The sequence below is a fragment of the Nonomuraea sp. NPDC003201 genome (genome assembly GCF_053590415.1).
The window spans coordinates 1-21,927 of the sequence record NZ_JBSFTC010000006.1; the positions used below are offsets into that span (position 1 = coordinate 1).

Below are 21,927 nucleotides of genomic sequence, written 5' to 3' on the forward strand. Positions count from 1 at the left end.
GCAGGCCGCGCGAGCTGTCCGGCGGGCAGCGGCAGCGGGTGGCCGTCGCCCGCGCGCTGGCGGCCGGGCCCGAGGTCGTCGTGCTCGACGAGGCCGTCTCCGCCCTCGACGTCACCGTGCAGGCGCAGATCCTCGACCTGCTCGAACAGCTCCAGCGCGACCTGGGGCTGACCTATCTCTTCATCTCGCACGACCTGGCCGTGGTGCGGCAGATCTCGCACACCGTCTCCGTCATGAACAAGGGAAGAATCGTGGAATCAGGAACGACCCGGCGGGTCTTCACCGACCCCCGGCACGAATACACCCGCGAGCTCCTGGCCGCCATCCCGGAGCCCGCGATATGAGGCTCGGCTTCTTCACCCGGCTGCTGGACGACGTTCCCGCGGGCGAGCGCTACCGGCTGGCCACCGAGCAGATCGCGCACGCCGAGGCGTACGGGTTCGACACGGCCTGGGTCGCGCAGCACCACTTCGACGGCGCGGAGGGCGGCCTGCCCGCGCCGCTGGTCTTCCTCGCCCACGTGGCCGCCCGGACCAGCCGCATCAGGCTCGGCACCGGGATCATCACGCTCCCGCTGGAGCAGCCGGTGCGGGTGGCCGAGGACACCGCCGTGCTCGACCTGCTCACCGGCGGGCGGCTGGAGGTCGGCGTGGGCAGCGGCGGGACGCCCGCGTCGTTCGCGCCGTTCGGGCACGACAGCGCGGAGCGCTCGGCCGTCTACGCCGAGCATCTGGCGGTGCTGCTCAACGCCTGGTCCGGGGGCGACCTCGGCGGCGGCAACCGGCTCTACCCGCCCGCGCCGAGGCTGCTGGAGGCGGTCTGGCAGGCGACGTTCTCGGTCGGCGGCGGCGTACGCGCCGGGCAGGCGGGCCACGGGCTCATGCTCTCGCGCACGCAGCCCCGCCCGGCCGACGACCCGCAGGCCACGCTGGCCCAGATCCAGCGGCCCATCGTGGACGCCTACCTCGAACACCTGCCTGCCGGCACGGCCCCGCGGATCATGGCCTCCCGGACCGCGTTCGTGGCCGACAGCCGGGCCGAGGCGCTGCGCTACGCCGAACTCGGGCTCGGGCGGGGGCGGCTGCCGTTCGAGCTGCCGGACAGCGACCTCGACCGGCGCATCGCCGCGTTCGACGTGCACGTGGGCACGCCGCAGGACGTCATCGAGAGCCTCAAGGCCGACCCGACCCTCGAACGGGTCACCGACCTGGTCCTCCAGGCGCACTCGGTGGACCCGCCGCATCCGCTCGTCCTCCGCTCGATCGAGCTGCTGGCGACCGAGGTCGCGCCCGCGCTCGGCTGGGTTCCCTCCACAGAATTGAGCACCACATGATCGCCGACGTCATCGACCACCTGGCGGGCATCCAGCCCGGCTCGTCGCTCGACCGGCTGCGCGCCCGCCGGCCCGCCGCCCGCGAGCACGCCCAGCGCAGCTACGACGCGCTGTTCAGCCCCGAGACGGAGGAGGAGATCACGCTCGTCGAGCGGGACGCGGTCGCCGCCTTCGTGGCCGGGCTGCACGACGACCCCGGCATCGCGCGCTTCTACGCCGACCGGCTGGCCGAGCTCGCGCCCGGGCTGCTCGCGGCGGTCGAGTCGGAGGTCTCGGCCGGGGCCACGACCGGGCCGTACGGGGTCTACCCGGGCGAGGGCCCGCTGTCGGTGGAGAGCGACGAGGGGCTGCGCTACCGGGTGCGGCGCCCCGGCGACCTCGGCGTACGGCTCGCCGCCGCGTTCGAGCACGCTCACCTGCTCGTGTTCCGCCCCAGGGAGGCCGGCCGGGAGTCCCTGGACGCGCTGGCCAGGGCGGGCTGGAGCGCCACGGGCGTCGTGACGCTGTCGCAGCTCGTCGCCTTCCTCACCTTCCAGATCCGCGTGGTGGCCGGGCTGCGTCACCTGCAGAACGGAGTGACCTCATGACCCCATTGGCGTTCACGCGGGATCAGCTCGGGTGGGAGCCGTGGCTGACGCCCCTGGAGACGGACGAGCTGACCGACGAGCACTACGAGGCGCTGGTCGACAAGGCCCGCGCGAAGTCGCCGTACTTCCTGCTCCTGGCCAGGGACCCGGCGATCCTGCAGGCCAGGACGAGGACCGACAACGACATCTTCTACAACGCCGACGGCGGGCTGCCGCGGGCCGGGCGCGAGCTGGCCGCGACGGCGACCTCGCGCCGCAACGGGTGCGTGTTCTGCGCCTCGGTGCACGCCCGTTTCGCCGCCCACTACTCCAAGCGGGCCGACGACGTGCAACGGCTGCTCGACGAAGGGGTCAACGCGCCCCAGGACGGGGAGTGGCAGGCGATCATCGACGCCTCGGTGGCCCTGGCCGCCACCCCGGCCGAGTTCGGCGCGAACCACGTGGAGGCGCTGCGCGCGGCCGGGCTCGACGACCTGGCGATCAGCGACGTCATCCACGCGGCCGCGTTCTTCAACTGGGCCAACCGCCTCATGCTCTCGCTCGGCGAGCCCGTCGAGGAGCCGGCGTCATGACGGCGGAGCTCGACCACCTCGTCTACGCGGTGCCCGACCTGGCCGCGGGTGTCATCGCGTTCGCCGAGGCCGCCGGCGTGACTCCGGCGCCGGGCGGCAGCCACCCGGGCGGAACCGCCAACTACCTGGTCGGCCTGGGCCCCACCGCGTACCTGGAGATCATCGGCCCGGATCCGGCGGCGCCGGGCGCGCGGCCACGCGCGTTCGGCCTGGAGACCCTCACCGCGCCCCGGCTCGCCGGGTGGGCGGTGCGGCCCGCCGACATCGACGAGACGGTACGGCGGGCCCGCGCGCTCGGCGTCGACCCCGGCGAGGTCCAGCCGCTCTCGCGCCGCACGCCTGCGGGCACGCTGCTGGAGTGGCGCCTGACCAGGTGGGCCGACCCGGCGGCGATCAACCCGGTGCCGTTCCTCATCGACTGGGGCCGGACGGCGCACCCGGCCGCCTCGGGGCTGCCGCAGCTGGGGCTGGCCTCCTTCACCGCCACCCACCCCGACCCCGACGCGCTGCGCCGCGAGCTGGCCGCGATCGACGCGGAGCTGGAGGTCTCGAAGGGGCCGGAAGCGGCGTTGCGGGCGGTGCTGGACACGCCCCGCGGCTCCGTGAACCTGATTTGACGATCACCCGTGCCCGTCCCCGCGCGGACGGGCACGGGTGTCTCATGGCTCAGGGCACCTTGTACTCGGCGGCCCTGCCGCAGTAGCTGATCCCGACCGGGGTGCTGCTGAACCGGCACACCTGCACGACCACGCGATTGATGGCCGCGACCCCCGCCGGGTCGGACAGCGCGAGGGCGATCGTGAACTGGCTGTCGTCCGCCTTGACCACCTCGGAGTCGACGAGGGTGGTGCCCTTGTAGGCGAAGAAGGTGGCCTGCGAATACATCTTGTCCGGGGCGCACGACGAGATCGACGCGTCGTCGGCCAGGAAGCCGTCCACCTTGACGACGGGCTCTTCGGCCCAGTCCAGGGTCCCCTCCGTGACCCCGCGCAGGCACTGGTCGCCGGAGTCGGCGTGGAAGGGGACCGCGGCCTGGGCCGCGATCGCGGGTTGAGCCGTCAGCAGGCCGGCGGCGAGCACCGCCCCTGACGCGAGCCAAGCTCGTAATCGCATGGCGTCGACCTTTCGGGTGATGGATGGTGGTGCCGGGTCACGCGCCCACGAGGGTGACCAGGACGCGCGAGGGGTCGTTCCCGGCGAGGGGGACGGCGAAGACCGCCGTGCGCTCGCGGGCCCCGAAGACGACGAACCGCAGGCCGTCCTCGTCCCAGGTGTCCTGGACGTCGGAGGTGATCTGCGCGGACGCCGAGCAGTACGCGGGGCTGCGGTAGAGCAGGTGCAGCGAGGCGCCCAGCGGGATGTGCTCCGACGGTTGCACGGCGAGCGGGCCGCGCAGCCGTACGCGCAGCTGCCGCAAGGGGGTGAGCCAGTAGCGGTCCAGCTCCGCCGAAAGGGCCATCAGGGCCACGGCCTCCGCCAGGCCGAGCGCCACCAGGGGCGGGCCCGGGTCCGCCGGGACGGCCAGCAGGCTCGCGGCCAGCAGGAGCCCGGCGCGGGCGAAGGCCCGCACGTCCACCGGCTTGGAGTGGGCGCCGAGGCAGCCGCACGACGCGGTGGGCGCGGCCACGTACGAATAGGTGAGATACGCCAGGAACCCGGCGGAGAGCAGCGCGGCCACCGCACCCTCCCAGGGCGAGACGGGCGGCAGCAGCAGGACGGCGGCCACCGCGAGCTCGGTCACCCCGACGATCCGGAGCGCCGGGACCGCGCGCGCCGCGCCGACCAGCCGGGCCAGGGCGGTCTGCCCCGCCTGCACCCGCATCCGCCGGCTGAACAGCTTCGTCAGGCCTGCCCAGGCGAGGAACAGGGCGATCACGTACGGCTGCGTCGCGGCGATCCCGTGCATGCTCAATGCTCCTTCCTAGTGCGGGGAGAAGACGGTGGCGATGTCGACCTCGTTCGTGTCGGGCCGCCAGGCGCCGAGGATCTGCACGTGCTGGGCGACCCTCAGCATCGACAGGTCCGAGGTGGCCGGCGACTCGGAGTGGATCGCGACCGACTTGCCGGCCACGACGTGGCACAGCACCTCTTTGCCGTTGTGGTCGAGGTGGATGGTCTTGTCGGTGATGTTCTTGATGTGGCCCTTGATGTTGACGATGTTGAGCCAGACCGACTCGGCGGCGAGGGTGCCGTCCGGCATCCGCACGCCGCGGGCGTACAGGCCGTCGCCGGGCTTGGCCGCGTCGAACGCCACGGGGCCGAGCTTCCACAGGCTCGTGCCGTCCACGACCTTGATGTTGTGGATGACCATGTTCGAGCCGAGGACGAGCAGCGTGTTGTCCTTGATCGAACGGATCCGGCCCTCGGCGAAGTTGGGGTCGGGGGCGCCCGGGTCGACGTCGAGCGCGGTGTTGGCGAAGGCCGCCTCGGGGCCGAGCGAGCCCATCGCGCTCGCGGCCACGACCGTGGCGCCGCCGCCGAGCAGGGCGGACCTGAGCATGTCTCTTCTGCTGGTCATCGTCGTCCCCTCACGCCGCGTCGATCGAGCAGGGACGCAGGCCGGTGGAGAGGCTGGCGATCTTGCTGTACGCCGCCGGCGTGAGGTCGATGATCCGGTCGGTGGCGCAGGTCGAGCCGCAGCAGCTGCGCTCGCCGCAGAACAGGTCGGTCTGCGGGCCGCAGTCGGCGATGGAGGTGACGACGCTGACGCCGCTGCACAGGTTGGTGGTGCGGTGCTGGAAACCGCAGGTCCGGCGGGAGAGGTTGAAGCCGCAGGTGTCAGGGTGGGTGATGGCCCAGCAGGCGTCGGAGGTGTTGGGCCAGGCGTGCTGGAGGCTGCCGGAGTTGCAGGTGCCACAGGCGCCCTTGCCTGTGGTGCTGCACGGTCCCCAGGCGGTGCCGCAGCAGAACCAGGAGACCTCTCCTCGGACGGCGGCGTATAAGTCGATGGGGGTCTCGGGGGGCTGGGTGCGCGCCATGCGCGTCCTCCTCGGGTGAGCTCTGGACGGTCTCGGTGGGGGGTCCTGAAACTTTCCGACTCGATCTATGAGTACCATGTAAGGATTTTTCGTCAATGCCCCTATTTTTGGCGCTTTATGGGGTCACGGGATCGTCCCATGATCTACTGAGCCAATGAATGCGACGGGCGTGGCAAAGGTCGACGGAATCCGGTTGCACTACACGCGGGCCGGCGACGGGCCCCTGGTGGTGCTGCTGCACGGCTGGCCGCAGACCGGTCACTGCTGGCGGCACATCGTCGAGCCGCTGGCGGCCGAGTTCACGGTGGTGGCCCCCGACCTGCGGGGGTACGGGCTGAGCGACAAGCCGGCCGGCGGCTACGACAAGCGGCGGATGGCCGCGGACATGGCGGAGCTGGTGGACGCGCTCGGGTTCGGGCGGGCCGCGGTCGTCGGGCACGATCGCGGCGCGCGGGTGGCCCACCGCTGGGGGCTCGACCGCCCCGACCAGGTCGGCAAGGTCGCGGTGCTGGACATCGTCCCCACGCGCGAGATGTTCCGCCGCCTGGACGCGACCGTGGCCGCGGGCTACTGGCACTGGCTCTTCCACCTGCAGCCCGACCTGCCCGAACGCCTGGTGGGGCACGACGTCCGGGGCTATCTGGAGTACTTCTTCGAGCGCTGGACGTACAACCGGCACGGCCTGCCCGCCGAGGCGGTCGACGTCTACGTCCAGGCGTTCGGCCGTCCGGGGGCCCTGCGCGCCGGGTTCGACGACTACCGGGCGCACGAGCGCGACCTCGCGCTCGACGACGAGGACGCCGCCGCGGGGCGCCGACTGACCATGCCCGTGCTGGCCCTGTGGGGGTCGGTGGGGCTGCCTGCGCGGTTGCCGTCGGAGGAGATCTGGCGGGAGTACGCCGCCGACGTCACCGCCGCCGAGATCCCCGAGTGCGGGCACTTCATCGCCGAGGAGCGCCCAGAGGCCCTGCTCGCCCACCTGCGGGAGTTCCTGCGCCGCTGACCGGGACGCGGGCCCGGCGTGGCGTTCGCGATCGTGATGGGTTAGGTTAGCCTCACCTAATTGTTGCGGCGGGAGGCTGGCGCTGGTGGAGCCCTATCGCATGTTCGACGTGCGTGTGGCCAGGTTGGAACGGTTGAGCCCATCGTTCCTCCGGGTCACCTTCGCCGGGGAGGACCTGGGCATATTCGCCGACAACGGCTACGACCAGCGGATCAAGCTCATCCTCCCCCTCCCCGGTCACGGCCTCGCCCACCTGCCCACCGGCTCCGACTGGTTCCCGCGGTGGCGCGAGCTGGACGACGACAGGCGCAACCCCATCCGCACGTACACGGCCAGGCTGGTCAGGCAGGCCGAGCGCGAGGTGGACGTCGACGTGGTCATGCACCCCGGCGGCGACGGGCCGGTGGCGCGGTGGGCGCAGGAGGTGCGGCCCGATGACGTCGCGGTGCTGTTCGGCGGCGACGCGCGGCACCCCGAAGCGCACGGGAACGTGGTGTTCCAGCCGCCGGCCGGCACCGGCACGGTGCTGATCGCCGGCGACGAGACGGCGGTCCCCGCGATCTGCTCCATCCTCGAACGGCTCCCGGACGGCTTCACGGGCACCGCGCTCATGGAGGTGCCCTGCGAGCAGGACTTCCTGGAGGTCCGGACGGCCAGCCAGGTGAAGATCCAGTGGCTGGCCAGGGGCGACGCCGAGCGCGGCGCCCTGCTGGAGCCGGCCCTGCGGTCGGCCGCCGGCCGGCTGCTGCCGCCGCTGCCCGTGCCCGACACGTTCGACGACGTGGACGTCGACGTGGAGGAGCTGTGGGAAGTGCCGGAGGAGGAGAGCACGGAGCCGCTGTACGCCTGGCTGGCCGGCGAGGCGGCGGTGATCAGGTCCCTGCGGCGGTACCTGGTCGCCGAGCGCGGCATGGACCGGCGCGCGGTGGCCTTCATGGGCTACTGGCGCCAGGGCCGCGCCGAGCACAACGAGTGAGGAGCGTTCCCATGACCCGTGGCCAGAGGGCTGGGCCGCCGGGCGGGCCTGGCCGTGGTCGCGGGGATCGTCATGGGTGCCGGCGGGCTCCAGGTGCTGGGCTTCGCGGGCGCGGTGGTCGTGGCGCTGCTGACGTACCTGCTGGCCTGGCGGCGCGGCGCGAGCGGCTACCGGATCGTGCTCGTCGGGGTGGGCGTGTCGTGGATGTGCACGAGCGCCACCGAGTACCTCATGGTCACCACCGGGAACTTCCAGGCGCAGCAGGCGCTGGGGCTGGCTGTTCGGCAACCTGAACGGGCGTGACCGGGGCCACGTGGCGCCGCTCGCGCCGGCCCTGGCCGTCCTCGTGCCCGCCGCGCTCCTCCTCGGCCGCTGGACGCGCGCGCTGCAGCACGGTGACGAGGTGGCCGTCGTGCTCGGGGCCCCGGTGCAGGCGGCGCGGCTGACGCTGCTGCTGACCGGGGTGGCGCTGGTCGCGTTCGGCACCGCGGCGGCCGGTCCCGTCGCGTTCGTGGCGCTGGCCGCGCAGCAGATCGCGCCGCAGATCGCGCAGCGGCCGGCCCGCACCGCCTGGCCGCCGCCGCTGGCCGCCGGGCTCGCCGGCTCGTTCATCGTGCTGGCCGCCGACGTCGTCGCGCGGCTGCTGATCCCGGACGTCGAACTGCCGGTCGGCGTGGTCACCGGCGTGCTGGGAGCGCCCCTCCTGCTGTGGCTTTTGGCCCGCGCCCGCCGCCGTTAGATCGCTACCGCAGCGGGGTTAGCAGTACGTGACCATCAAGACACTCTACGGATTGTGTCAGCCTGACTACGTTCAGTGGTGAATGCCTCACGGACATCTGCTGTCACAGGCGAGCGATTGCGAGGGAACATGTCGACGGAGCCTCGGTTGAGCTTGGACACCCGGGCCGCGCGCAACCTGGCCACCACCACCAAGACGCGCCCGCAGATGCAGGCCATCACCTCCCGCTGGCTCCTGCGCAGGCTGCCATGGGTCGACGTGCGCGGCGGCACCTACCGGGTCAACCGCCGGCTGACGCACCACATCGGGCGCGGCCGGGTGAGCGTGGTGCTCAACGGGGCGGACGACGTGCTCATCGTCCCGCAGACGCTCCAGGAGATCCCCCTGCTGCGCGGTTTCGACGACCTCGACGCGCTGGCGGCGATCGCCTCGACGTTCGCGCCGCGGGAGTTCCAGGCGGGGGAGGTGATCGCCGCGGCGGGCACGCCGGTCACCGACACGTACGTGATCGCCCACGGCCGGCTCGAACGGCTGGCCGCCGGCGCGTACGGCGACGCGCAGCTCCTCGGCGTCATCACCGACGGCGCGCACCTGGGCGACGACGCGCTCGTGCAGGAGAGCCCCCGATGGCCGTTCACGGTCAGGGCCGCCACCTCCGGCACGATCCTGGTGGCGCCGCGCCACGAGATCCAGCAGCTGCTCGGCGACACCCCCTCCCTGCGCGAGCACGTCGTCCGCTACCTGGAGGGGACGCGCAAGCCGGTCAACCGCCGCGGCGAGGCGGCCGTCGCGCTCGCGTCGGGGCACGTGGGTGAGCCGGTCATCGACGGCACGTTCGTCGACTACGACATCCGGCCCCGCGAGTACGAGCTCAGCGTCACGCAGACCATCCTGCGGGTCCACACCCGCGTGGCCGACCTCTTCAACGACCCCATGAGCCAGCTCGAACAGCAGCTGCGCCTGACGGTCCACGAGATCCGCGAGCGCGAGGAGTGGGAGCTGGTCAACAACCGCGAGTTCGGCCTGCTGCACAACACCGACTACGACCAGCGGATCAGCACCTGGTCCGGCCCGCCGACCCCCGACGACATGGACGACCTGATCAGCATGCGGCGCAAGACCAAGATGCTGCTCGCCCACCCCAAGGCGATCGCCGCGTTCTTCAGGGAGTGCAACAAGCGCGGGCTGGTGCCGGGCAGCGCCGACGTGGACGGCCACGAGATCCCGGCCTGGCGCGGCATCCCGATCTTCCCCTGCGGCAAGATCCCGATCTCCGAGCACCAGACCACCTCCATCCTGGCCATGCGCACGGGGGAGGAGGACCAGGGGGTCGTCGGCCTCTACCAGACCGGCCTCCCGGAGGAGCACGAGCCGGGGCTCAACGCCCGCTTCATGGGCATCAACTCCCAGGCCGTGATGTCGTACCTGGTCAGCGCCTACTACTCGGCGGCGATCCTGGTGCCCGACGCCATCGGCATCCTCGAGAACGTCGACGTCTCCGCATCGCGTTCCTGACCGCTCGACTCCGGCTCGACTCCAGGAAGGGGCGTGTCATGCCCGAGATCGCAGCAGGTCCCACCGGTCTGGGCACCTCCGCGCTGCGCCTGCCGCTCTTCGACCGCGATCCCGTGCCACGGCCCGACGAAAGGGACGGGCACGAGCCGCCCAGGCCCGCTCCGATGGATCCCGCGCAGGCGGCGCGCAGCGCCGCCTACCGCCACAGTCTCGCCCCGCTGCCCTACCGGGAACGGCAGTGGGGCGACGGGACCTATCCGCCGCTCTACTGCCCCGAGCTCGTCAGGAACGACCAGGAGCTGGGCGACGAGGTGGACCGGCGGCTGGTGGCGTGGGCGGAGCGGATCGGCCTGCACGAGGGGCGCATGGAGGAGTTCGGCGCGACCGGCTACGGGCGGCTGGCCATGCTCGCCCACCCCGACGCCGACGACCCCGACCTGCTGCTGATCGCGGCGCAGACCAACGCCGCCTGGTGGGCGGCCGACGACTACTACGCCGACGAGACCGAGCTGGGCGCCACGCCGACGGAGCTGCCGCCGCGGCTCGCCCTCGTGACCTCGGCCATGGACCCGCCTCCGCCCGCGGGCGACTACACGCGCCAGCTCGAGGAGGCGATCGAGGCCGACCCCGTCCTGGTCTCCCTGCGGGCGTCCGTCAGCCACATCACCCGCCACGCCACCCCGTCGCAGGTCATGCGGATCTGCAACATCACTTCCCAGATGTACGTGAGCTGGGCCGCCTACGCCGCCTGGCGCTACCTGGAGACGCCGCCGCCCGTGTGGCGCTACCTCGCGGCCCGGCAGCACGACAGCTTCTACACGTCCATGACGCTCATCGACATCGTGGGCGCGTACGAACTCCCCGCCAATCTCTTCTTCGACAGGAGGTTCCACACTGCGCTCATGCAGGCGGGCACCGCCAGCGTCCTCGTCAACGACCTGCACTCCGTCGCCAGGGAGGCGGCCGACGAGCTCCCCGACTCCAACGTGATCCTGCTGATCGCCGCCGAGGAGGGCTGCCCCATCCGTGAGGCGACCGAACGCGCCGTGTCCATGCACAACGACTTCGTCAGAGGTTTCGAGGCCAGCCGGTTGGCGCTCGACGCCGTACCGTCCGTCGAGCTGAAGCGGTTCCTGCGCGGGGCGCAGGGCTGGATGGCCGGCTGCGTCGAATGGCACGACACCACCAGCCGCTACAAGTCCTAGAGAGAGGAGCATTGCCGATGACGGCCAGTCCCGTACTCAGCACCTACTACCAGCACTCCGTCGCCGACTACTGGAACACCGAGAAGAACCCGGTCAACCTCCGCCTGGGTGAGGTCGACGGGATCTACCACCACCACTATGGCATCGGCGAGGTGGACTGGTCGGTCCTTGAAGGCCCGGAGGACACCCGCGAGAAACGCATCATCGAGGAGCTGCACCGGCTCGAGCACGCGCAGGCCGACCTCCTCATCGGCCAGCTCGGCGCCCTGCGGCCCGAGCACCGGGCCATGGACGCCGGCTGCGGCCGCGGCGGCTCCAGCCTCCTGGTCAACCGCAGGTACGGCTGCCAGGTCGACGGCGTGTCCATCTCCGAGTCCCAGGTGGCCTTCGCCAACGAACAGGCGGAGAAGCGCGGTGTGTCCGACAAGGTGCGCTTCCATTTCCGCAACATGCTCGACACCGGCTTCGAACCTGGAACGTTCCAGGCGATCTGGAACAACGAGAGCACGATGTACGTCGAGCTGTCGCTGCTGTTCGCCGCGCACGCCCGCCTCCTGAGCCGCGGCGGCCGGTACGTGTGCATCACCGGTTGCTACAACGACGCCTACGGCCTGCCCTCGCGTGCCGTGAGCCAGATCAACGCCCACTACATCTGCGACATCCACCCCCGCAGCACCTACTTCAAGGAGATGGCGGCCAACCGCCTCGTCCCCATCGACGTCATCGACCTCACCGCCGCGACCATCCCCTATTGGGAGCTGCGCGCCAAGACCCACCTCGCGACGGGGATCGAGCAGGCGTTCCTCGACGCGTACAAGGACGGCAGCTTCCAGTACCTGCTCATCGCCGCCGACCGCATCTGACGGTGATTCCCCCTCCATTCAACAAATCCACCGCCAAGTCCGTCTGAGGGGAGACCGATCACGGAAAGGCGATGGTAAGTGGAAGACGACCCCCGGTTCGCGGAGTTCGTCGCCGAACGCGCCAACGCGCTGCTGCGCTACGGCTACGCCCTGAGCGGCAATCCGCACGACGCGGCGGACCTGACGCAGGAGGCGCTGGTCAGGTTGCACCGGGCGTGGGCGCGCGTGCGCAGGAAGGAGGACCCGGAGCGCTACACCAAGGCGATCATGGCCAGGCTGCACATCAGCGCCTGGCGGCGCCGCCGCCGCGAGCAGCTCGCCTGGGCCCTCCCGGAGACGCCGATCGAGGACGTGCTGCCCTCCGACGCCGACCAGGAGCTCTGGCAGGCGCTCGAAGGGCTGCCACGCAAGCAGCGCGCCGTCCTCGTCCTGCGCTTCTACGAGCAGCTCCACGACTCGGAGATCGCCGGCGTGCTCGGCATCTCCCAGGGGACCGTACGCAGCCACGCGTCGCTCGGCCTGGCCAAGCTCCGTTCCGCGATCGCCCACCGTACGCCCGCGAGGAGGAGCGCCCCATGAGCACGGATCTGGAAGACGACCTGAGCCGGGTGCTCGGCCGTGCCGCCGAGGGGGCGCCGCAGGCCCCGACCGGCTTCCCCGGCCGGATCGCGGCCCGCTCCCGCCGCCGCAGGACGCGTACGCAGGCGCTGGTGGCGGCGGTCGCCATGGTGATCGCCGGCGTGACGGTACGCGGCATCGACGGGGCGCAGGTGGCGCAGACCAAGCCGCCCGAACCCGTCGAGACAGTCTGGCCCGGAGCGGTCTGGAAGATACCCCGGCAGCTCCCGGGCCTCCCGGACTTCCTTCCGGCGATCTTCATCGACGACCGCACGGTGCTCCTGTGGACGTCGAAGAGCGGCGAGCGGACCGACGCCATCCACGCCTACGACCTCGGAACCGGCCGGACCCGAAAGATCGCGGACGTCCCCTCCGGGTACGCCTTCACGGTCGGCGCGGGCCGGATCGTCTGGCAGACGATCGACAAGGACGACGACACGCGGTTCTGGTCGGTGCCGGTGTCCGGCGGGAAGCCCGCCGCCATCGACACCGGCGGCCCGGTCAAGGGGCGCGGTGAGAAGCTCGCCGTGGTCGGCGACCGGGTGGCGTTCTCACTCGTCGATGGCGGAGTCTTCACGTTCCCTTTGAGGGGCGGGCGCGTGACCTCCGTCGCCGGCGCGGAGCGGCACCACATCCTGAGCTGGCCGTGGGTGGCGACCCCGAGCGAGTCCACGCAGGACCGCGAGCCCAGCTTCCGGGACCTGCTCAACGCCGAGACCGGGCAGGCGAGCAGGGCGGTCGTCCGGCCGGGGGAGAGGTACGTCAGGTGCGGCGTGACGACGTGCGTCGGCATGAGGCCCGACGACACGCGCTTCTACCGGCTGCGCGACGGCTCGCGGGAACGGGATCTGCCCGGCTCCCCGGTGCTCGGGCTGGGCGACGACCGGTTCCTCGCCGCCGATCCGCCCGGTCCCGCAAGCGGTCAGACGCTGCTCGACCTGGCCACCGGCAAACAGGGCGACCTGGGCCTGCGGCCGAGAGTCGAGGGCCGGATGACCGGGGTGGAGCCGGGGATCCTCGACGGCGGCCTGGTGTCCTATGCGCTCAAGGACCAGTACGTGATCATCGACCTCGCCAGGATCCGCTGATCTCCGCCTCAGGCGAGGGCGAGAGCTGTCTCGCCCTCGCGGCTACTTCCCGGCGGCCTTTCCGGGCAGGACCAGGCTGTGCCGGGGCCCGCCGGCGAAGTCGGCCAGGCGTCGAGCCTTCCCGGTTTCGATGTTGACCGCATACGTGCCGGAAATCTTGCCGTCGCCGAGGATCACGACCTCGGACGGGCTCTGCCAGATGGTGGCGCCGTGGAAGCCGCCGCCCTTCGGCAGGCCGCGGATCGGCACCTTCCGCACGATCCGCCCGGTCTTGGCATCGAGGACGGTGAGAGCCGGCTCCTTGTCCTTGAAGTCGCGGGCGACCACCGTGCGGCCGTCCGGAGCGACCTCGCTGAAGAGGATGAACGTGCCGTTGAAGCGCACCGGCTTGCCGCCGCCGGTGACGGGCATCAGCCACATGTCGGTCTTGACGTAGCGGAGCAGCTCGGCGACGCCGCCCTTGATGCTGATGATCTCGAACTTGTCGGGGACCCGCACCGTCTTGCCGGTGCGTACGTCGATCAGCAGTCCGGTGTCCTTCTTGCTCCCCACGCGCGGATCGAAACCCACGTACCGGCCGTCGTCGGAGACGACGAGCTGGGTGCCGATCTGGATCTGCTCCTCCTTCACCTTGAAGGGGGAGGTCGACACGGCGCCGGTCGTCAGGTCGCGGACCACGTGGGCCTGGGCCTCGCGGCTGTAGTAGGCGAGCATGCGCCCGTCCCGGCTGATCGCGATGGGGCTGAAACCGCCCTTGCGGGTGGCCACCAGCGCCTGCGGCACCCGGTACGTCGTGCCGGCGCGGGTGACCACCCGCCACTCCTGGACGCGGCAGTTGGTGACCTGAAGATCGTCGGACACGTCGCAGGGCGTCTTGTACCCGTACGCGATCGCCCCCACCTTCCCGTCGGGCAGGTCGGCCACCGTGTCGGCACTTTGCGGGGCGGCCGGATAGGCGTCACGGGGCCAGACCACCGTCACCACCGCCGCCGACGCCACCAGCGCCGCGACGGTCGCGACCGTGGTCGCCGCCATCGTGGTGCGCCGCCTGCGCCGGTGGCCGGCGATGGCCGCGTCGGCCAGGCTCACCAGCGGTGCCTCCTCCGCGAGACCGCTCAGCGCCTCGCGCAGCCTGGTCATCGAACTACCTCCTGAAGGTACGGGTCAGCCAGCTCGGGCGCGAGCGCGCGCAGGCGGGCGAGGGCATGATGGGTCTGGCTCTTGACGTTGCCGATCGAGCAGCCGAGCGCTTCGGCCGTCTGCGCCTCGGTGAGGTCCTCCCAGTAGCGCAGCACGATCACGGCCCGCTGCTTGCGGGTCAGCTTGGCCAGCGCCTGGCGCAGGACGATCCGGTCGAGCGTGGCGTTGTCATGGGAGGCGGCCTGTTCCGGCGGTGCGGCGCTCAGCACCTCGGGCCGGGGGCGGCGGCGCCAGGCCAGGTACTGGTTGACCAGGGCCTTGCGCGTGTATGCCTCAGGATTGCCCTCCTTGGCGAGCTTGGGCCAGTGCTTCACAATCTTGGTCAAGACGCTCTGCAGCAGGTCCTCGGCAAGGTGGGCGTCCCCCACGAGCAGGTACGCGGTCCGCATCAGCGCCTGCTGGCGGGCGAGCACGAACTCGCGGAAGCCGTCGTGACGATCCAATGTGCTGTCTCCTCTCGCCCCTTACCAATGCGGTCCCGGGACGAAAGGTTGCACATCCGGCTCTGCTTTCACATGGTGAGAGGGCCCCGCCCTGGGACCCCCTCGCATCTGATAGGTCGCGTTTACGCGGGTGCGTACACGCGGTGGACGAACTCGGCGAGCTTGTTGTCCGGCAGCTCCTTCGCCAGATCGGCCTCGGTGACCATGCCCACGATCCGGTGGTTCTCGATCACGGGCAGCCGCTTGATCTGGTGCTGTGTCATCTTCTGCAGCGCCTCCTCGACGCTGCTGCGGGCGTCGACCCAGACCAGCCCGTGGGCGAGCTCGCTCGCGGTGGTCTGGTCGATGTCCTTGCCCTCGGCGCAACACTTGATCACGATGTCGCGGTCGGTGATGATCCCTTTGAGCCGGTCGTCGTCCCCGCAGATCGGCAACGCGCCGACCGACAGATCACGCATCATCTGCGCGGCCGTGCGGAGGCTGTCGTGTTCGCCGACGCACTGCGCTCCGCGGTGCATCACGTCCTGGACTGTTTTTCCGACTCCCGATGTGCCCATTTCTACCTCCTCCGAGAGAGGTCGAAGGAATCTTCAATCTGAGCCCTACCCCGCCGGCGGGAGATCGCACGAGGTTTGGCGAGGGCCCTGGGCGGTATGCTCCCATCAGGGGACATATGAAAAAGATCGCCGCTGTCGCAGGACTCGTGGTCATGGCCACGTCCGGCGTGACCGCCGCCTTCGGAGACGGTACCGCTCAACGAGAAGTGAGTCAGCAGCAGTACGACACCCTCATCTCCCAGTGCCGCTATGCCGACCAGGGCAAGGCGAAGTGCCGTGAGGCGGTCAAGGAGATGTACCGCATCGGCAAATACGACAAGACGCTCGACTGTCGCACGTATTCCGGCGTGACCCTATGCGGCACGCTCAAGCTCAGTAAGGCCGAACGCCAGTGCGTTCGCGAATCCGTCTCCGCGGGGCTGACGTACCGCCGCGCCGAGGTGGAGTGCTACGCCTTCGCCTGAGGAGCCAGTTCCATGATCATCGTCGGCGTTGACGGCTCGAGAACCGGGTTGGACGCCGCCGGCTGGGCCGCCACGGAGGCGGCGCTGAGACAGGTGCCGCTTACCGTGGCGCACGCCGTTCCGAAGTGGGTGTGCGAGGAGACCGACGGCCACTACGCCGAGGTCGGACGGTGGCTGCGCGAGGGCGCGAAATCGGTGCTGATCTCCGCGCGGGACCGCGCGCTGCGGGAGCGGCCGGAGATCACGGTGGAGACCGTCCTGCTGCCGGGCGATCCCCGTTCCGCGCTGGTCAAGGTCTCGGAGAACGCCGAACTGCTGGTCGCGGGCAGCCGGGGCGTCGGCGGCGTGCGCGGGCTGCTGGTGGGGTCCGTCGCGTACGGTATCGCCGCGCACGCGGTCACGGACGTCGTGCTGGTACGCGCCCGCCCTTCGACCCCGCGCGGTGAGATCGTGGTGGGGGTCGACGGTTCTCCCGGGGGCGTGCGGGCGCTGGGCTTCGCGTTCGCCGAGGCCGAATTGCGCGGTACGAAGCTGCGTGCCGTACACGCGTGGGCCTGGCCGCATCCGAGCGGGTTCGAGCCGGCCGACCGCGACAGCGAGCTGGACCTGTCGCGCGAGCTGGACGAGCTCCTGGCGGGTCACCGGGAGCGGCATCCGGGGGTGGAGGTGGTGGCGGAGGTCGTGCACGGCCACCCCGTCGAGGTGCTGCGGGAGGCGGCGGCCGAGGCGGACCTGCTGGTGGTCGGCACGCACGGGCGCAGCCAGTTCGCCGGGATGCTCATGGGCTCGATCAGCCAGGCCATGCTCCACCACGCCCCCTGCCCGCTCGCCGTGGTCCGCCGGGACCGGGTCTGAAAGTTACACGCCGATCCCGGCGTTCGCGCAGGTCGCCGCCTCGCGCGGGGCTCGCCGCCTTCCCGTCGTACCGGCGCCGTCCTTACGATCTGCGCAGGCTACGACGGGAGAGCAGACGATGCGCAGGACCAGCACCTTGCTGGCGGCGATGCTGGCGTTCGCCGCGGCGGTGTTATTCGCGACGACCACGCAGGCCAGCGGTGCCGCCGCCACCCGGATCATGCCTCTGGGCGACTCGATCACCGGCTCTCCGGGCTGCTGGCGGGCCCTGCTCTGGAACCGGCTCCAGAGCACCGGCTACACCAACATCGACTTCGTCGGCACCCTCCCGCCGCAGGGCTGCGGCGTCTCGTACGACGGCGACAACGAGGGCCACGGCGGCTACCTGGCCACCAACATCGCCAACCAGAGCCAGCTGCCCGGCTGGCTCTCGGCGACCAAACCCGACATCGTGCTGATGCACCTCGGCACGAACGACGTGTGGAGCAACATCGCGCCGGCCACGATCCTCAGCGCGTTCACCACGCTCGTGAACCAGATGCGGGCCGGCAATCCCAACATGAAGATCCTCGTCGCCAAGATCATCCCCATGAACCCGTCCACCTGCGCCGACTGCGGCCAGCGCGCCGTGAACTTCAACAACGCCATCCCCGCCTGGGCGGCCGCGACCACCACGCAGCAGTCGCCGATCACGGTGGTGGACCAGTGGACGGGGTTCAGCACGAGCACGGACACCTACGACGGCGTGCACCCGAACTCGACCGGTGACCAGAAGATGTCCGACAAGTGGTACCCACCCCTGGTGAACGCGCTGTCGGGGATCACCCCCACCTCGACGCCCACCCCCACCCCCACTCCCGGTGGCGGGTGCACGGCGACGTACAAGAACGCCAACCAGTGGCAGGACGGCTTCCAGGGTGAGGTGACCGTCAAGAACACCGGCGCCTCGGCCATGAGCGCGTGGACGGTGCAGTGGACGTTCGCGAACGGGCAGCGGATCGGCCAGCTCTGGAACGGCACGCTGAGCGCGAACGGCTCCGCGGTGACCGTGCGCAACGTGGCCTGGAACGGCTCGCTCGCGCCGGGGGCCTCGACCACGTTCGGCTTCATCGCCTCGTGGAGCGGCACGAACGCCGCCCCCACGCCCACCTGCTCCTAGTTCGCTGTGATGGGGGCCATTCTGGGCTCGGCCAGCCGCACGTAGTCGTCGGTGGCCAGCGCGACGGACCGGTCGAGCCTGGCGGCGTTGAAGTACAGCTCGGGCTGGTCGAGCAGCGCCGGGTCGGCGATCAGCTCGAGCCGGGGGTCGTAGCTGAACGGGAGCACGGTCCCGCTCATGCTGCCGGCCAGCTCCTCGGCCTTGTCCTTGGCGGCGAAGGCCACGTACGTGCCGTCCAGCAGCGACTTGACCGCCTGCAGGTCGAGCCGGGCGTTGCCGGGCACGACGGCCAGCACGTGCCGGGTCTGCTTCTTGCCGATCTTGACCATCACGACGAGGCACTTGGCGGCCTGCGCGACGTCGTGCCCGCGCAGGGCGCTGACCTCGTCGGTCCGCCCCTCCGGCGCGTGCTCGATCACCCGGTAGCGGGCGCCGGCGGCGTCCATCTCGGAGATCAGCCGCTCGTACAGCTCACCAGCCACTGCTCAACAACTCCTTCGCCGCGGCGATCCGGTCCTCGTCGCGCTGGTAGAACACCCACTGCTTGATCTTCTTGCCGCGGATCAGGCCCGCCTTGGCGAGCACCTTGAGGTGCTCGCCGCAGGTGGGCTGACTCACGCCGAGCTTCTCGGCGATGAAGAGCGAGCAGACTCCGTCGCGTACGAGGTCGCCGTCGCGCTGCGGCGGGAAGTGGCGCTCGGGATCACGCAGCCAATCGAGGATCAGCAGCCGCTTGTCATTGGCCAGCGCCTTGACCAGGTCGACGTCCAGCACAAAGGTATTATGGCAATTAGCTAATTACCTGTCCACCTAGGACTGGGTCACGACGGGCGCCCCTTCGCTGGCCTGCACCAGCACGAACCCCTGCCCGCTGAACGCCAGCTGCATGGCCTCCCCGCTGCCCCGCCCGATCAGCGCCCCCACCTTCATCGTCCGGTTGACGCCGACGTGCAGCCCCGTGCTCCAGCACACGGCGGACTGGCCGTCGGCGTACGTGGGCATGCGGGCGGCATCGAGCAGCACCGGCGTGCCGTGCGTGGTCACCGCCACCCACCCGGTCCCGGTGACCGTCGTGTTGAACAGCCCGCCCGCCGCGATCCCGGCCCCCTGCACGCGCTGGATGTCCCAGGTGAGCTGCGGCTGGAACGCCAGCAGGTTGCGCCCGTTGACGGTGATCCCCTCGTTCTCCAGGTAGAACAGGTGGATGTCGTCGGCGTTGTCGGCGAGGTAGAGCAGCCCTTCGCCGCGTACGCGCATGAGGGACGCGCCTTCGCCCGTCACGGCCTTCTTGAACAGCTTGCCGAGCCCGCCGCCCTCGTAGTCGAAGTCCATCTTCCCCTGGAAGGCGACCATGGAGCCCTGCTTGGCCAGGACCTCGTGCGGCAGCTGCACGCGCAGCATCTTGCCGTTCTGGAGCGCGAAGCCGGGTGGCAACTGCTGGGACTCGAGATTGCCGAAAATGGAGCTACGCACGGTTGGGACCTTCCTAGGCTCGGGAGGGGACGCTACGGCCCACCGTACGCAAACTTTTCACAAAAGAAGCGGCCGGCTAGAACTGGCCTCGGGCCTCTTCCACCCACGCCAGCACGGTTGCCGCTTTCTCGGCACCGGCGATCTCAGCGGCCTCGTCCAGCACCGCCACGGCGTCCTCACGCCGCCCCTCCGCGGCAGCGATGTACGCCAGTCCCACCAGGTTGGCCGCCACCCCGGCCATGAACCCGAGCTCCCGGCGCAGCCGTACGGACTCCTCCAGCCGTTCGCGCGCCGCCGGCAGCCGTCCGGCCATGTGCTCGGCGATGCCCAGGTGGCGCAGGACGTACGAGAGGGTCAGCTTGTCGCCGGCCTGCGTCGCCAGCTCATGGGCCCGCTCCAGAGCCGCCGCCGCGGGAGCCTCGTCCCCGCGGACGACCTGATGGAAGGTCCCCACCCAGAGCAGCGCCTCACCCTCACCCCGGACATCCCCGAGCGCCCGGTAAAGCTCCGCGGCCCTCTCGAACAGCCTCAGCTCTTCGTCGCCCTGCTCGCCCTGCCCATCGAGAAACCGGCCGTGCATGATCCGCCCTCGAACCAGCGCAAGATCGGCCTCCACGCCGTCCAGCCCCCGATCGGCGGCCTCCAGCCCGGCCACATCCCCGCCGAAAACGGCCCGCTCATAGAGCTCCTTGGCCCGCTCAAGCCGCCCGTCCATGCCCACCACTCCCATCAGATCCGGGGGAGCGAGGAAATCGGGCCGCCTTTATCCCTTGCCGGCCGCCGTCGCCAGATCCCGTACGACCTGGATCAACTCGGCCGGATCGAACGGCTTGGTCAGATAAGCGTCGACCCCGATCCCCAACCCCCGCCGCCTATCATCGTCCTGCGCCCGCGCCGTGATCAACACCACCTTGATATGGCTGGTGGCCTCCTCGGTCCGCAACCTCTGCGCCGTCGTCCACCCATCCAGGCACGGCATCATCACGTCCAACGTGATGACGTCCGGCATGACGTCGAGCACACGATCAAGGCAGTCCTGCCCATCGGTGGCGGTCGCGACCTCGAACCCCTCCAGGTTCAGGTTGACCGCGATGAGCTGCCGGATGACCTCGTCGTCGTCCACGACCAGTACTTTCCCAAGAACCTCGCCCACGGGCGCCAAGGTAACCTGTAGCGGGGTTGTCACGGGTGGTTTTCGCTGGATGTGTTCAAGGACCTTTATCGTGTGCCGAGTGGTGCCGGGATGCTGATAGCCTTATCACTCGTCGAGCCCCCTTAGCTCAGGGGATAGAGCACCGGCCTCCGGAGCCGGGTGCGTAGGTTCGAATCCTACAGGGGGCACTCGATCTTGATCAGCGGCTCCGGCCGCTGACCAGGGCAAACATCGCAGGTGCGGGCGGGCCTCCAGTCCCATGGAGTCCCGCCCGTTCCCGTTGAAGCTCGCTGGTTGTGGGCCAGCTGTGGGCCGCCACCACAGCACTCAGTCGAGCGAGGCGGCCCAAGCAGACATGCATTCGGGGCCGGCCCGGCCCCCACCGTCGGCCCAAGCGGACCTTCACATGACGTGCCTTTCGGTCCGCGGCGGGATGCGGCAGGGACCGTGACGTAATGGTTGGTCGCGTATGCCCGCCTCGCCCGGCTTGACGGTAGGGCAGCCCAGCGGGCAAGAGGCGTGGCGACCTAGCCTCGGCTATTCAACCGGGGCGGCAGCCGTGCTCTAGAACATGTGAAAGGTGTCCCTGAACTGCAAGGATTCGGGCGTCGAAGCCATGTCCGCTGCAGAAGCAGGTGCACCTTTCTGGTGAGTGAGCGTATCGGGTGGGACCGCCGGTTATCTGTCACGACCGACGGAAAAGGGCTGGTCGGTCACGCGGGCGCGGTCCTGCTGCACAAGATCGCCGATCGCGTGGGACTGACCGCAGCGCTCGCCGGGCTGTGGCCGGACGGACAGAGCGCGACCTGGCGCGACCGCGCGCATGTCCTCATCAGCCTGGCCGCCGCGATCGCGTGCGGCGCACGCAGCCTGCTGGAAGCCGAGCGACTGCAGGCCCAGCAGGCGGCACTGTTCGGGATGGCGCGGTCGGACTCCAACTCACCGCACGCTGGCCGGCCTGGACGAGCAGATGCTCGCCCGCATCGCCAAACCCGGGCGAGAATACGCCGCCACGGCTGGCACCTGCTGCACCTGCGCAGGCGGCTTCCCCCACCCTGAGCGACGTCTGGCAGCGCTGGTTCGACGCCTGGTGGCGTGCCCCGCCCGGCTGAACAACTCCACCCACAGCGTCACCACCACCGACAC

At 70.6% G+C, this 21,927-nt stretch carries 30 protein-coding genes and 1 tRNA gene; 19 read left to right on the forward strand and 12 right to left on the reverse strand.

Features of this window, described 5'->3' with window-relative positions; genetic code table 11:
* The 5 genes from ACWDX9_RS04635 to ACWDX9_RS04655 all read left to right on the forward strand — a co-directional run.
* Nucleotides 1-344, forward strand: a 344-nt coding sequence (locus ACWDX9_RS04635) for an ATP-binding cassette domain-containing protein (protein WP_449949050.1), incomplete at its 5' end; no start/stop codon positions are given.
* The gene (locus tag ACWDX9_RS04640) at nt 341-1,333 is read left to right on the forward strand and encodes a putative FMN-dependent luciferase-like monooxygenase (protein ID WP_449949053.1); all 993 of its coding nucleotides are present in this window, start codon (nt 341-343) and stop codon (nt 1,331-1,333) included. The genes ACWDX9_RS04635 and ACWDX9_RS04640, both read left to right, overlap by 4 nt.
* Nucleotides 1,330-1,920, forward strand: a complete 591-nt coding sequence (locus ACWDX9_RS04645) for a CMD domain protein (RefSeq protein ID WP_449949056.1) — start codon at nt 1,330-1,332, stop codon at nt 1,918-1,920. Before ACWDX9_RS04640 ends, ACWDX9_RS04645 begins: the two co-directional genes overlap by 4 nt.
* Nucleotides 1,917-2,492 carry an alkylhydroperoxidase domain protein gene (locus tag ACWDX9_RS04650; RefSeq protein WP_355191013.1) on the forward strand — a complete coding sequence of 192 codons (576 nt, stop codon included), beginning with the start codon at nt 1,917-1,919 and terminating at the stop codon, nt 2,490-2,492. The genes ACWDX9_RS04645 and ACWDX9_RS04650 overlap by 4 nt, the downstream gene beginning before the upstream one ends.
* A complete protein-coding gene (locus tag ACWDX9_RS04655; protein ID WP_449949060.1) occupies nt 2,489-3,109 on the forward strand; it encodes a VOC family protein in 621 nt (206 codons plus the stop codon). Before ACWDX9_RS04650 ends, ACWDX9_RS04655 begins: the two co-directional genes overlap by 4 nt.
* 49 nt (nt 3,110-3,158) lie before the next feature.
* On the opposite strand, the gene ACWDX9_RS04660 is transcribed toward ACWDX9_RS04655, so the two are convergent.
* Genes ACWDX9_RS04660 through ACWDX9_RS04675 form a run of 4 tightly spaced genes read right to left on the reverse strand, consistent with a single transcriptional unit; the run spans nt 3,159 to nt 5,470 of the window.
* Complete coding sequence (locus ACWDX9_RS04660; protein WP_449949062.1) at nt 3,159-3,605, reverse strand: hypothetical protein; 447 nt, start codon at nt 3,603-3,605, stop codon at nt 3,159-3,161.
* 37 nt (nt 3,606-3,642) lie between these two features.
* Complete coding sequence (locus tag ACWDX9_RS04665; protein WP_449949063.1) at nt 3,643-4,398, reverse strand: MauE/DoxX family redox-associated membrane protein; 756 nt, start codon at nt 4,396-4,398, stop codon at nt 3,643-3,645.
* 15 nt (nt 4,399-4,413) lie between these two features.
* On the reverse strand, nt 4,414-5,010 hold the full coding sequence (locus tag ACWDX9_RS04670; protein WP_225963969.1) for a cell wall protein: 597 nt from the start codon (nt 5,008-5,010) through the stop codon (nt 4,414-4,416).
* A gap of 10 nt (nt 5,011-5,020) precedes the next feature.
* Nucleotides 5,021-5,470 carry a hypothetical protein gene (locus tag ACWDX9_RS04675; RefSeq protein WP_449949064.1) on the reverse strand — a complete coding sequence of 150 codons (450 nt, stop codon included), beginning with the start codon at nt 5,468-5,470 and terminating at the stop codon, nt 5,021-5,023.
* 169 nt (nt 5,471-5,639) lie between these two features.
* On the opposite strand from ACWDX9_RS04675, the gene ACWDX9_RS04680 reads away from it, so the two are divergent.
* From ACWDX9_RS04680 to ACWDX9_RS04720, 9 genes are all read left to right on the forward strand, one after another.
* On the forward strand, nt 5,640-6,473 hold the full coding sequence (locus ACWDX9_RS04680; RefSeq protein WP_449949066.1) for an alpha/beta fold hydrolase: 834 nt from the start codon (nt 5,640-5,642) through the stop codon (nt 6,471-6,473).
* A gap of 100 nt (nt 6,474-6,573) precedes the next feature.
* Nucleotides 6,574-7,449, forward strand: a complete 876-nt coding sequence (locus ACWDX9_RS04685; protein WP_449949069.1) for a siderophore-interacting protein — start codon at nt 6,574-6,576, stop codon at nt 7,447-7,449.
* An 18-nt stretch (nt 7,450-7,467) separates the two neighbouring features.
* Nucleotides 7,468-7,752, forward strand: a complete 285-nt coding sequence (locus ACWDX9_RS04690; RefSeq protein ID WP_449949071.1) for an iron chelate uptake ABC transporter family permease subunit — start codon at nt 7,468-7,470, stop codon at nt 7,750-7,752.
* A 10-nt stretch (nt 7,753-7,762) separates the two neighbouring features.
* Complete coding sequence (locus tag ACWDX9_RS04695; RefSeq protein ID WP_449949074.1) at nt 7,763-8,188, forward strand: iron chelate uptake ABC transporter family permease subunit; 426 nt, start codon at nt 7,763-7,765, stop codon at nt 8,186-8,188.
* Nucleotides 8,189-8,317: 129 nt separating this feature from the next.
* Nucleotides 8,318-9,703 (forward strand): family 2B encapsulin nanocompartment shell protein, encoded by a 1,386-nt coding sequence (locus ACWDX9_RS04700; protein WP_449949077.1) that lies wholly within the window; start codon nt 8,318-8,320, stop codon nt 9,701-9,703.
* 38 nt (nt 9,704-9,741) lie between these two features.
* Nucleotides 9,742-10,908: a family 2 encapsulin nanocompartment cargo protein terpene cyclase gene (locus tag ACWDX9_RS04705; protein WP_449949080.1), complete on the forward strand. Its 1,167-nt coding sequence runs from the start codon at nt 9,742-9,744 to the stop codon at nt 10,906-10,908.
* Between the two features lie 17 nt (nt 10,909-10,925).
* Nucleotides 10,926-11,771, forward strand: a complete 846-nt coding sequence (locus ACWDX9_RS04710; RefSeq protein WP_350728557.1) for a geranyl diphosphate 2-C-methyltransferase — start codon at nt 10,926-10,928, stop codon at nt 11,769-11,771.
* A gap of 78 nt (nt 11,772-11,849) precedes the next feature.
* Nucleotides 11,850-12,350 (forward strand): SigE family RNA polymerase sigma factor, encoded by a 501-nt coding sequence (locus tag ACWDX9_RS04715; RefSeq protein WP_350728558.1) that lies wholly within the window; start codon nt 11,850-11,852, stop codon nt 12,348-12,350.
* Nucleotides 12,347-13,477, forward strand: a complete 1,131-nt coding sequence (locus ACWDX9_RS04720) for a hypothetical protein (RefSeq protein ID WP_449949082.1) — start codon at nt 12,347-12,349, stop codon at nt 13,475-13,477. The genes ACWDX9_RS04715 and ACWDX9_RS04720 overlap by 4 nt, the downstream gene beginning before the upstream one ends.
* A gap of 42 nt (nt 13,478-13,519) precedes the next feature.
* On the opposite strand, the gene ACWDX9_RS04725 is transcribed toward ACWDX9_RS04720, so the two are convergent.
* From ACWDX9_RS04725 to ACWDX9_RS04735, 3 genes are all read right to left on the reverse strand, one after another.
* Nucleotides 13,520-14,617, reverse strand: a complete 1,098-nt coding sequence (locus ACWDX9_RS04725; RefSeq protein ID WP_449949085.1) for a hypothetical protein — start codon at nt 14,615-14,617, stop codon at nt 13,520-13,522.
* A complete protein-coding gene (locus ACWDX9_RS04730) occupies nt 14,614-15,120 on the reverse strand; it encodes a SigE family RNA polymerase sigma factor (RefSeq protein ID WP_363962615.1) in 507 nt (168 codons plus the stop codon). Before ACWDX9_RS04730 ends, ACWDX9_RS04725 begins: the two co-directional genes overlap by 4 nt.
* Before the next feature lie 122 nt (nt 15,121-15,242).
* Nucleotides 15,243-15,677: a CBS domain-containing protein gene (locus tag ACWDX9_RS04735; RefSeq protein ID WP_449893749.1), complete on the reverse strand. Its 435-nt coding sequence runs from the start codon at nt 15,675-15,677 to the stop codon at nt 15,243-15,245.
* A 116-nt stretch (nt 15,678-15,793) separates the two neighbouring features.
* On the opposite strand from ACWDX9_RS04735, the gene ACWDX9_RS04740 reads away from it, so the two are divergent.
* From ACWDX9_RS04740 to ACWDX9_RS04750, 3 genes are all read left to right on the forward strand, one after another.
* Nucleotides 15,794-16,141: a hypothetical protein gene (locus ACWDX9_RS04740; protein WP_449949087.1), complete on the forward strand. Its 348-nt coding sequence runs from the start codon at nt 15,794-15,796 to the stop codon at nt 16,139-16,141.
* A 12-nt stretch (nt 16,142-16,153) separates the two neighbouring features.
* Complete coding sequence (locus ACWDX9_RS04745) at nt 16,154-16,996, forward strand: universal stress protein (RefSeq protein WP_449949090.1); 843 nt, start codon at nt 16,154-16,156, stop codon at nt 16,994-16,996.
* 118 nt (nt 16,997-17,114) lie between these two features.
* Nucleotides 17,115-18,155 carry a cellulose binding domain-containing protein gene (locus ACWDX9_RS04750; RefSeq protein WP_449949093.1) on the forward strand — a complete coding sequence of 347 codons (1,041 nt, stop codon included), beginning with the start codon at nt 17,115-17,117 and terminating at the stop codon, nt 18,153-18,155.
* Here ACWDX9_RS04750 and ACWDX9_RS04755 read toward each other — a convergent pair.
* The 5 genes from ACWDX9_RS04755 to ACWDX9_RS04775 all read right to left on the reverse strand — a co-directional run bounded on the left by ACWDX9_RS04755 (nt 18,152) and on the right by ACWDX9_RS04775 (nt 20,781).
* Entirely contained in the window at nt 18,152-18,637 is a 486-nt protein-coding gene (locus tag ACWDX9_RS04755; RefSeq protein WP_449949096.1) for a YbaK/prolyl-tRNA synthetase associated domain-containing protein, read from the reverse strand. The genes ACWDX9_RS04750 and ACWDX9_RS04755 overlap by 4 nt on opposite strands.
* Nucleotides 18,627-18,929 carry an ArsR/SmtB family transcription factor gene (locus ACWDX9_RS04760; protein ID WP_185071156.1) on the reverse strand — a complete coding sequence of 101 codons (303 nt, stop codon included), beginning with the start codon at nt 18,927-18,929 and terminating at the stop codon, nt 18,627-18,629. The genes ACWDX9_RS04755 and ACWDX9_RS04760 overlap by 11 nt, the downstream gene beginning before the upstream one ends.
* Before the next feature lie 36 nt (nt 18,930-18,965).
* Nucleotides 18,966-19,628 carry an AIM24 family protein gene (locus tag ACWDX9_RS04765; protein WP_363962621.1) on the reverse strand — a complete coding sequence of 221 codons (663 nt, stop codon included), beginning with the start codon at nt 19,626-19,628 and terminating at the stop codon, nt 18,966-18,968.
* A 76-nt stretch (nt 19,629-19,704) separates the two neighbouring features.
* Complete coding sequence (locus ACWDX9_RS04770) at nt 19,705-20,343, reverse strand: hypothetical protein (RefSeq protein ID WP_350728567.1); 639 nt, start codon at nt 20,341-20,343, stop codon at nt 19,705-19,707.
* A 48-nt stretch (nt 20,344-20,391) separates the two neighbouring features.
* Nucleotides 20,392-20,781 carry a response regulator transcription factor gene (locus ACWDX9_RS04775; RefSeq protein WP_350728568.1) on the reverse strand — a complete coding sequence of 130 codons (390 nt, stop codon included), beginning with the start codon at nt 20,779-20,781 and terminating at the stop codon, nt 20,392-20,394.
* Nucleotides 20,782-20,897: 116 nt separating this feature from the next.
* On the opposite strand from ACWDX9_RS04775, the gene ACWDX9_RS04780 reads away from it, so the two are divergent.
* Nucleotides 20,898-20,969, forward strand: a tRNA-Arg gene (locus ACWDX9_RS04780).
* Between the two features lie 460 nt (nt 20,970-21,429).
* Nucleotides 21,430-21,840, forward strand: coding sequence for a hypothetical protein (locus ACWDX9_RS04785; protein ID WP_449949100.1), 411 nt, complete (start codon nt 21,430-21,432; stop codon nt 21,838-21,840).
* Nucleotides 21,841-21,927 lie beyond the last annotated feature (87 nt).